Raw genomic sequence first — 8,467 nt, 5'->3', positions numbered from 1 at the left:
CTATTATGTTACTTTTTGTCATGTGTGTATTCCTCAGTTAAGAGTTTATATTTTGCAAAATAATTCTATCATTCTGCTGCGAATACACCGCTTATTTCTATATTAGATTTTCATCATACACTAGATTCGAGTATAACTCCAAAGTATCTAATGGTCATAAAATATTAACAGCTACATTTGATAATGGTAAAGAGTTTGCTAAACATAAGAAGCTAACTAGCAAGACTGGCATCAAAGTATTCTTTGCTGATCCATACAGTCCTTGGCAAAGAGGTACTAATGAAAACATGAATAGGTATATCAGACAATTTATACCTAAAGGTACTAACTTTAACAATATATCTCATCAATACATTAGAAAGTTACAGATAGACTTGAATAATAGACCTAAGAAATGTTTAAATTACTTGACACCTAATGAAGTACATTTTGGTATCTCTATAAACATTGAGAATACAATCTAGCATCTGTAGATAAGTATTGTTATAATTAAACATTAATAGTGTTAATGAGGTTTTTTGATGTCTAGACAAGTTTTTATAGATACTGAGACAACTGGTTTTGATTATAAAATAGGTAACAGGATTATAGAATTTGGGGCAGTTGAGGTTATAGATAGAAAAGTTACAGGTAATAACCTGCATTTCTATTGTAATCCTAATTATGAAGTAGAAGCAGGTGCCTTAGCTGTCCATGGTTTGACTAATGAATTTTTAGCAGATAAACCATCATTTGAAGAAAATGTTGACCAAATGATAGATTTTCTTAGAGGTGCTGAGATTATTATACATAATGCAGCATTTGATGTACCATTTATAAACTGGGAGCTTGGGCTTCTAAAAAACAATAAATACGGCACATTAGAGCAACATGTTGCAAAAATTGTTGATAGCTTAGAACTTGCTAGAAAAAAACATCCTCTTCAAAAAAATAATCTTGATGCTCTTTGTAAGAGGTATCACATTAGAAATGATCATCGTACTTTTCACGGAGCTTTATTAGACAGTGAATTGTTAGCGGATGTCTATCTTGCTATGACTGGTGGACAGACTAATCTTGTCTTGCAAACTACAAAAAATGCTAGTAAGGATACTATAGATATAGATTTTGATAAATTAAAATTACGTTCAGCTAATGAAACCATTATTAATATATCTGAACATGATAAGTATCTTTGTAATATATTGAAATTAGAAGAGTCTGCTAAATGGTAAAAAAGATAATATTTCCTGAAGCTAATAAAGAAGATCTTACTTATGTGGGACAGGATTTTTTTGCTAGAGATTTATTTTTGGAAAAGACTACTTATCAAGCATGGTTGAAACTTAAACAAGCTGCAGAAAATGAAGATGTTTGTTTATATATAGTATCAGGTTTTAGAAGCTATGAGTATCAGCAAAAAATAATAGATAGAAAACTAGCTAGTGGTCAAACTCTAGAACAAATCATGAAAGTGAATGCATTGCCAGGAGAAAGTGAACATCACACGGGTAGGGCAATTGATTTAACTACTGATGGTGAACAAGAGGTCTTGACAGAGTTGTTTGAGAATACATTGGCTTTTAGATGGTTAAACAAAAATGCTCATAAATTTGGATTTAAAATGAGTTTTCCTAGTGATAATGAATATGGATATATTTATGAACCTTGGCATTGGTGTTATCAAAAATGAAGAGAAATAAAATAAATAAATTTCTAATACTAGTTATATCTATAGCTTTTTTTAAACTCATGTGCCACTACAGAAAAAGAAGTAACAAAAATAAAATTTGTGTCTTATAATTATCCTTGGATATTTGCTCCGGTAAGAAAGAACCTTGTGGAAAATAATATATCTGAGGCAATAAATAAAAATAATAATATTGCCAACATAAAGCAGTTAAAAAATCTTAACTATCTTGAATCAGGAAGATTGTTTCAGCTTAATGATAATTACCCAGAATCAATAAAATTCTATGATAAAGCAATTCAATCCATACCAAAGAATGAAAATGAATCATTAGAGCAAGCAAAGAAAATTCTATTAGATAAAAATACATATAACTATTATGATATTAAAACTGCATATAACATTCCTGATTATGCGATAAGCTTTTTGTATACATATCAAGCGCTTAATTATTTAAGAACAAATAATGTTAATCTAGCACTTAAATCATTAGATAATTTAGGTACTGCTAAAATTTGGCGTAATGAACAAGATTTAATTGCAGGAGGTATGAAAGAGCTTGCTAAAGAAGATCTTGATAGAAATGATATTACTAATGATAATTTAGGTATAGATAGCTTCAAATCATTAAAATCTATGCTTGAATTTTCAGCAGTGATTCCAAATGCTTATGGTAATCCGATGACTTATTATCTAAAAAGTTTATTAGACTCAGCTGATTCAAAAAACTATCAAGAGTCATTAAACGACCTTGAAAATGCTCAGAAGTATACAATTGGTAATAGATATCTTGACCAAACTGCTAATGAATATCGGTCTGCAGTGATTGGAGAAATATCGCCTTTTTCTATGGGTATGGGAAGGGTTGTAGTTTTTTATGAGCAAGGTCTTGTCAATATCCGTAAGTCTGCCAAAGCAAATCTTGATCTAGGAAATATAGGAATCAGAAGGATGGAGTTTCCTGTATATAAAACTAAATATAGTTTTTTTGATCCTAAGAGAGTAATAATATCATCAGGTGATAATATATTAGCGGATACCTATACAGAAACTTTACTTGATACGACTTTGTATGCCATGAAATCACTTATTGAAAGTTATTCAAAGGTTGTTACTCAGAATGTTGTGATCGAAGCATTCAAATATGATTATGATAAAAATTTCCCTTTAGGAGGTATTTTAGGCAGCCATTTAAAATTTGATTTGTCAAACACAGATCCAAAAAGAGCAGACATGAGATCGTGGTTGTTATTACCTAATAGCGTTGATTTATTTGAACAACAGATCGACAGTGGTAATTATACAATTCAAATTAATAATATTCGTCAAAAGATAGGTGTAAAGCAAGGTAAAACTACTTTATTATGGATTGTAGATATTGGGAAGTTTAAAAAAGTATATTATTTTATTTTCTAGTAGCGCAAAGTTGCTCTTATTATACTTTTAAATTAACTAACCATTTGTATTTTTATTATTTTCTATTAAATAATTTCAAAATAATCTAATCAATCTAACACGAATTATATTTACTTGTAGCAATCCAAGTGATATAAATTAAAGTACAAGAGACGTAATTTTGAGGTATTTATGAAAAATATCGTAATACTTGGTGCCGGCAGAGTCGGGTCTTTAGTCAGTTGCTTACTGGTTGAAAGTGGCGATTATACTGTTCATTTAATTGATAGATACATTCCTCATGACAAACCAGTTTTAGAAAAAAATGTAGATAATTTGATATACGTAGAATTAGATGCTACAAATTCTTCAGACTTAAAAAATTATGTGCAACAAAATGATATAAAAACTATAATCTCATGTTTACCATTTTTTCTTAATAAAGATATAGCTAAGATAGCAGGCGAGTTAGAGCTTAACTACTTTGATTTGACAGAAGATGTAGAGGCTACTACCTATATCAAAAGTATAGCAGATAAAGCAGAAAATAGTTTCTTTGCACCGCAATGTGGCCTAGCTCCAGGATTTATAAGTATTATATCTAATAATCTTATGCAAGAGTTCGACTCAATTGATACCGTACGTATGAGGGTAGGAGCTTTGCCTTTAAATGTTTCGAATACACTTCAATATGGTTTGACTTGGTCTACAGAAGGCCTAATAAATGAATATGCGAAGCCTTGCGAAGGAGTCGTTGATGGTGAAAAAAGAACTCTAGCTCCATTAGCTGATGTTGAAGAAATAAAAATAGATGGACTTACTTATGAGGCTTTTAATACCTCTGGTGGTATTGGTTCGATGATCGAAACTTATGCAGGTAAGGTTAAAAACATAAACTACAAAAGTATCCGTCATCCAGGGCATTGTGATAAGATGAAATTCTTAATGCAAGATATGAAGCTAGGTGAAGATTTGGATACTATGGTTAAGATTATGGAGAAAGCGATTCCAAGAATTAATCAAGATGTAGTTCTTATATATGTATCAGTTGATGGTATCCGAAAAGGTTTAAAAGCAGAGCGTCATTTTGCGCAAAAATATCCTTCAAAACGTATGTTTGGTAAATATTTCTCAGCATTACAATTAACTACTGTAACAAGCTTGTGTGTAAGTATAGATCTATTGCTTAACTCTAAAGATAATCCTACAGGATTTATAAACCAAGAGTCTATATGTTTACAAGAGTTTTATGATAATAGATTCGGTAAGTACTATAGAAATTCAGGACTTTTGATACAAGCAGATTAATTTTGGGGGAAATAATGAGTATTTTACAAGAATTAAATTTAGGTTTAGAAGCACATATAACTGATGATAATAAAAATGTTATAGAAACTTTAAGTCCAGCAACTGGTAAGCTTTTAGCTAAAGTTAAAAATCAAAGTCTCGATGATATGCAATACGCTATTACAAACGCTGCGGAGGTTGCTAAACAATGGTGTCAAATTCCAGCACCTAAAAGAGGTGAGTTAGTTAGATTGATTGGCGAAGAACTCCGTAAAAATAAAGATCATTTAGGAAGCTTGGTATCTCTTGAGATGGGTAAATCTAAGCAAGAAGGTGATGGCGAAGTTCAGGAGATGATTGATATGGCAGATTTTGTTGTAGGACAATCACGTATGTTATACGGTGTGATGATGAATTCTGAGCGTCACGATCATAGAATGTATGAGCAATGGCATCCATTAGGAGTAGTTGGAGTTATTTCTGCATTTAATTTCCCTGTAGCTGTGTGGTCTTGGAATGCTTTTATAGCTGTTATTTGTGGTAATACTGTAGTGTGGAAACCTTCAGAAAAGACACCGTTATGCTCAATTGCTGTACACAATATATGTCAAAAAGTAATCCAAGAGCATGGTTATCCTGAAATTTTTTATACAATAATTTCTAAAGAGATTGAAGTTTCAAAGGCATTAGTTAATGATGAAAGAGTAAACTTAGTATCATTTACAGGTTCTACAAAGGTTGGTCAAGATGTAGGACAACAAGTAGCTAAAAGATTTGGTAAGTCAATTTTAGAACTAGGTGGTAATAACGCTACAATTATTGATGAATCAGCTAACCTAAAATTAGCAATACCAGCAGCCGTTTTTGGAGCAGTTGGTACAGCAGGGCAGAGATGTACTTCTCTAAGAAGGCTATTTGTACATGAGTCGATCTATGATTTGGTCAAAGATAAAATGGTCAATGCCTACAAACAAGTTACAGTTGGTGATCCATTAGATCAAAAAAATCTTATGGGACCTCTTATAGATCAAGCATCAGTTGATAATTTCTTAAAAACTGTAGATCAAGCTACAATAGAAGGCGGTAAAATTTTAACTGGAGGTAAAAAAATAGCAAAAGCTGGTTTCTTTGTTGAGCCAACAATAATTGAAGCAAATGCTAATATGCCAATAGTAGCAGAAGAAAATTTCTGTCCTATTTTATACATAATGCCATTCAAAGATATTGATGAAGCAATCAAATTCAACAATAGTGTTAGATATGGTTTATCAAGCTCTATATTTACTGATAATATCCAAAATGCAGAGAAATTTTTATCTAGTTTAGGTAGTGATTGTGGTATTGCGAATGTGAATATTGGTACATCAGGTGCTGAAATTGGTGGCGCGTTTGGTGGTGAAAAGCATACTGGTGGTGGTCGTGAAGCTGGTTCAGATGCGTGGAAAGCATATATGCGACGTCAAACTAGCACTATTAATTATGGTAAGGATTTACCGTTAGCACAAGGAATCAAATTTAATCTGGAGGATTAGTTTATGAGTTTTAATATTATAGATAGACTTTGGGATCAGTATATTGAGACTAATCCACATGTTAAGCAAGTTTATGATGCATTTTTAGAGGAGGGTGAAAAGCCTGTCAATGATCATATAGCATTAAGAACCTTAGACAATCCAAAGATGGATATAAATGTATTATCAAACCCCTTTATAAATATTGGATATAAAGTATGTGGGCATTATGACTTTGAGGTTAAGAAGCTAAAAGCGATACATCTCGAGCATAGTGATCCTAGTCAGCCTAAAGTGTTTATTAGTCAGCTTTTGGTTAAGGAATTCAGCCCATTTTTACAAAAAACAATGGAAGCTTGTGTAGAAGGTATACCTTATAGTTTATTAAAGAATCCTGAAGCTTTGTTAACATCAGGTGCAAGTTGGAGTTTTATAAGTTACAAAACTTACCAAAAGCTTCTCGAAGAGTCTGAGTATGCTGCTTGGTTTTATGCTTTTGGTTTTAGAGCAAATCATTTTACTGTTTTTATCAATGATTTGAAAAAATTTAGTGAAGTTTCTGAAGTTAATGATTTTCTAAAATTAAATGGCTTTGTGTTAAATACTTCAGGTGGAGAAATTAAGGGAACACCAGCAGATTATTTAGAACAATCAAGTACAGTTTCTGGCAAATCAGAAGTTAAATTCATAGAAGGCAAGAAAGAGATTCCTTGTTGCTACTATGAGTTTGCAAAACGTTATCCTGATAATAGTGGTAAGTTGTATCAAGGATTTGTAGCCAAATCAGCAGATAAAATATTTGAAAGTACAAATGCTAAATAATCTATTTATAGTTTTTTGAGATTATTTCACTAACTTTGAGAAATAAATCTTTATAAATCGAGCTTTTACGCATAACTAAATCTATTTCTCTAAAGAAGTCACCATTATCAATATCTATATATTTAACATTTTCAGTTTTTGTACAAGCTGTTTTAGGAATTAATGTAATACCTTCATCAATAGATACCATCTGTCTTAGAGTTTCTAAACTACTACCTTTAAAGTCATTATTATTAAAATCTTTTAATGAACATAATCTTAAAGTTTGGTCTCTTAGACAGTGTCCTTCATCAAGCAACATAAGATTTTGTTTAACAATTTCAGTTATACAGATTTTTTTATTTTTTGCTAGCGGATTAGTCTTTGCAACAGCTACATAAAATTTATCGTCAAAAACTTTTTTTCTTTTAAATTGATAGTTATCTGTAGGAGTCGCTAAAAGAGCAAAGTCGATCTTACCTTGATCAAGCATATTTACAAGCGTATCAGTTTTTTCCTCAATTATAGAGATTCTTAGATTCGGAAATTCTTTTTTGATTTCAGGTAAAACTTTTGGCATCAAATATGGGCATAATGTTGGGAATGCTCCTATTGATATGCTTATTTTTCCATTATTTAAATGTAGTGCGGATATCTTTTTTAAATTTTTTACTTCATCTAAAATCTTATAAGCTTGATTAACTATTTTCATACCAGCTTTTGTAATTAAAACTTGTTTCGTACCACGTTCAAAGATTTGAATACCGATTAGTTCCTCAAATTTTTTTATCTGCATACTCAGGGCTGGTTGACTAACATAGCACTTTTCTGATGCTGTAATAAAGCTTTTAGTTTCATATACGGAAATGATATATTCAAGAGTACGAGTATTCATATAAGTAAAGCTTATAGTTTCTATAAAGATTATATATTTTAAATTATCTGTCAAAGTAATACAATATCAGTGTAACTTAACAAAAAAGGAGTTAGATATGACTAAAAGAGTTCCTAATGTAACTTTTAAAACTAGAGTAAGAGATGAAAGTATTGGTGGATCAAACCGGTTTAGATGGCAAGATGTTACATCTGCTAATATTTTTGATAACAAAAGAGTAATTGTTTTTTCATTACCTGGAGCGTTTACTCCGACTTGTTCTACTTATCAACTACCTGGATTTGAGAATAATGCGGCTAGATTTAAAGAGTTAGGAATAGATGAAATTTATGTTTTATCTGTAAATGATAGCTTTGTAATGAATAAGTGGATACAAGCACTAGATGTTAAAAATATTAAACCAATTCCTGATGGTAATGGTGAATTTACGGAAGGTTTGGATATGCTTGTAGATAAGTCAAATCTTGGCTTTGGTAAGAGATCTTGGAGATATGCGATGATTGTTAATAATCACGAAATCGAAAAGATGTTTGTAGAGCCAGGTAAGCGTAATAACGCTGAAGATGATCCTTATAGAGAGTCTTCTCCTGAGAATCTTCTAAAATACTTAGAAGCTAAATAGTAATAAGTGGAGTCTCAAATGAGCAAAAAAATAGTTGCTAGATAGTATTCTCAATGTTTATAGAGATACCAAAATGTACTTCATTAGGTGTCAAGTAATTTAAACATTTCTTAGGTCTATTATTCAAGTCTATCTGTAACTTTCTAATGTATTGATGAGATATATTGTTAAAGTTAGTACCTTTAGGTATAAATTGTCTGATATACCTATTCATGTTTTCATTAGTACCTCTTTGCCAAGGACTGTATGGATCAGCAAAGAATACTTTGATGCCAGTCTTGCTAGTT

9 protein-coding genes and 1 pseudogene are annotated in these 8,467 nt (G+C 31.2%); 8 read left to right on the top strand and 2 right to left on the bottom strand.

The genetic code is table 11. The features are described 5' to 3' along the window. Window positions 1–140: 140 nt before the first annotated feature. From F8C69_RS07245 to F8C69_RS07215, 7 genes and pseudogenes are all read left to right on the top strand, one after another. Window positions 141–464 (top strand): annotated as a pseudogene (locus F8C69_RS07245) (IS30 family transposase); the annotation flags it as partial. 57 nt (window positions 465–521) lie between these two features. Beyond that, window positions 522–1,214, top strand: a complete 693-nt coding sequence (dnaQ, locus tag F8C69_RS07240; protein WP_004287643.1) for a DNA polymerase III subunit epsilon — start codon at window positions 522–524, stop codon at window positions 1,212–1,214. Then, window positions 1,208–1,672: a M15 family metallopeptidase gene (locus F8C69_RS07235; protein ID WP_159184732.1), complete on the top strand. Its 465-nt coding sequence runs from the start codon at window positions 1,208–1,210 to the stop codon at window positions 1,670–1,672. Before dnaQ ends, F8C69_RS07235 begins: the two co-directional genes overlap by 7 nt. A 99-nt stretch (window positions 1,673–1,771) precedes the next feature. Then, window positions 1,772–3,085: a COG3014 family protein gene (locus tag F8C69_RS07230; RefSeq protein ID WP_236352376.1), complete on the top strand. Its 1,314-nt coding sequence runs from the start codon at window positions 1,772–1,774 to the stop codon at window positions 3,083–3,085. A 171-nt stretch (window positions 3,086–3,256) separates the two neighbouring features. Continuing rightward, on the top strand, window positions 3,257–4,372 hold the full coding sequence (locus F8C69_RS07225) for a saccharopine dehydrogenase family protein (protein ID WP_159184731.1): 1,116 nt from the start codon (window positions 3,257–3,259) through the stop codon (window positions 4,370–4,372). A gap of 14 nt (window positions 4,373–4,386) precedes the next feature. Beyond that, on the top strand, window positions 4,387–5,883 hold the full coding sequence (gene amaB / locus F8C69_RS07220; protein WP_159184730.1) for an L-piperidine-6-carboxylate dehydrogenase: 1,497 nt from the start codon (window positions 4,387–4,389) through the stop codon (window positions 5,881–5,883). Window positions 5,884–5,886: 3 nt separating this feature from the next. Next, window positions 5,887–6,684 (top strand): DUF1338 domain-containing protein, encoded by a 798-nt coding sequence (locus tag F8C69_RS07215; RefSeq protein WP_159184729.1) that lies wholly within the window; start codon window positions 5,887–5,889, stop codon window positions 6,682–6,684. 1 nt (window position 6,685) lies between these two features. Here the strand turns inward: F8C69_RS07215 and oxyR are convergent, their stop codons facing one another. Next, window positions 6,686–7,558 carry an oxidative stress transcriptional regulator OxyR gene (oxyR, locus tag F8C69_RS07210; RefSeq protein WP_159184728.1) on the bottom strand — a complete coding sequence of 291 codons (873 nt, stop codon included), beginning with the start codon at window positions 7,556–7,558 and terminating at the stop codon, window positions 6,686–6,688. Window positions 7,559–7,655: 97 nt separating this feature from the next. Between oxyR and F8C69_RS07205 the strand changes: the two genes are divergently transcribed. Then, the gene (locus F8C69_RS07205; protein ID WP_159184727.1) at window positions 7,656–8,180 is read left to right on the top strand and encodes a peroxiredoxin; all 525 of its coding nucleotides are present in this window, start codon (window positions 7,656–7,658) and stop codon (window positions 8,178–8,180) included. Window positions 8,181–8,217: 37 nt separating this feature from the next. Here the strand turns inward: F8C69_RS07205 and F8C69_RS07200 are convergent. Beyond that, window positions 8,218–8,467, bottom strand: a 250-nt coding sequence (locus F8C69_RS07200) for an IS30 family transposase (protein ID WP_159183763.1), incomplete at its 5' end; no start/stop codon positions are given.

Origin of the sequence: Francisella noatunensis subsp. noatunensis, assembly GCF_009823375.1 — a bacterium.
GTDB classification, from domain to species: Bacteria; Pseudomonadota; Gammaproteobacteria; order Francisellales; family Francisellaceae; genus Francisella; species Francisella noatunensis.
The sequence above is the reverse complement of the archived record's forward strand: the minus strand, read 5'-3'. Positions and strand labels throughout refer to the sequence as shown.

Bases quoted from the DNA above. Each gene is read 5' to 3' on its own strand.
- F8C69_RS07205 (WP_159184727.1), top strand. From the start codon at position 7,656: ATGACTAAAAGAGTTCCTAATGTAACTTTTAAAACTAGAGTAAGAGAT.
- amaB (WP_159184730.1), top strand. From the start codon at position 4,387: ATGAGTATTTTACAAGAATTAAATTTAGGTTTAGAAGCACATATAACT.
- F8C69_RS07215 (WP_159184729.1), top strand. From the start codon at position 5,887: ATGAGTTTTAATATTATAGATAGACTTTGGGATCAGTATATTGAGACT.
- F8C69_RS07225 (WP_159184731.1), top strand. From the start codon at position 3,257: ATGAAAAATATCGTAATACTTGGTGCCGGCAGAGTCGGGTCTTTAGTC.
- oxyR (WP_159184728.1), bottom strand. From the start codon at position 7,558: ATGAATACTCGTACTCTTGAATATATCATTTCCGTATATGAAACTAAA.
- dnaQ (WP_004287643.1), top strand. From the start codon at position 522: ATGTCTAGACAAGTTTTTATAGATACTGAGACAACTGGTTTTGATTAT.
- F8C69_RS07235 (WP_159184732.1), top strand. From the start codon at position 1,208: ATGGTAAAAAAGATAATATTTCCTGAAGCTAATAAAGAAGATCTTACT.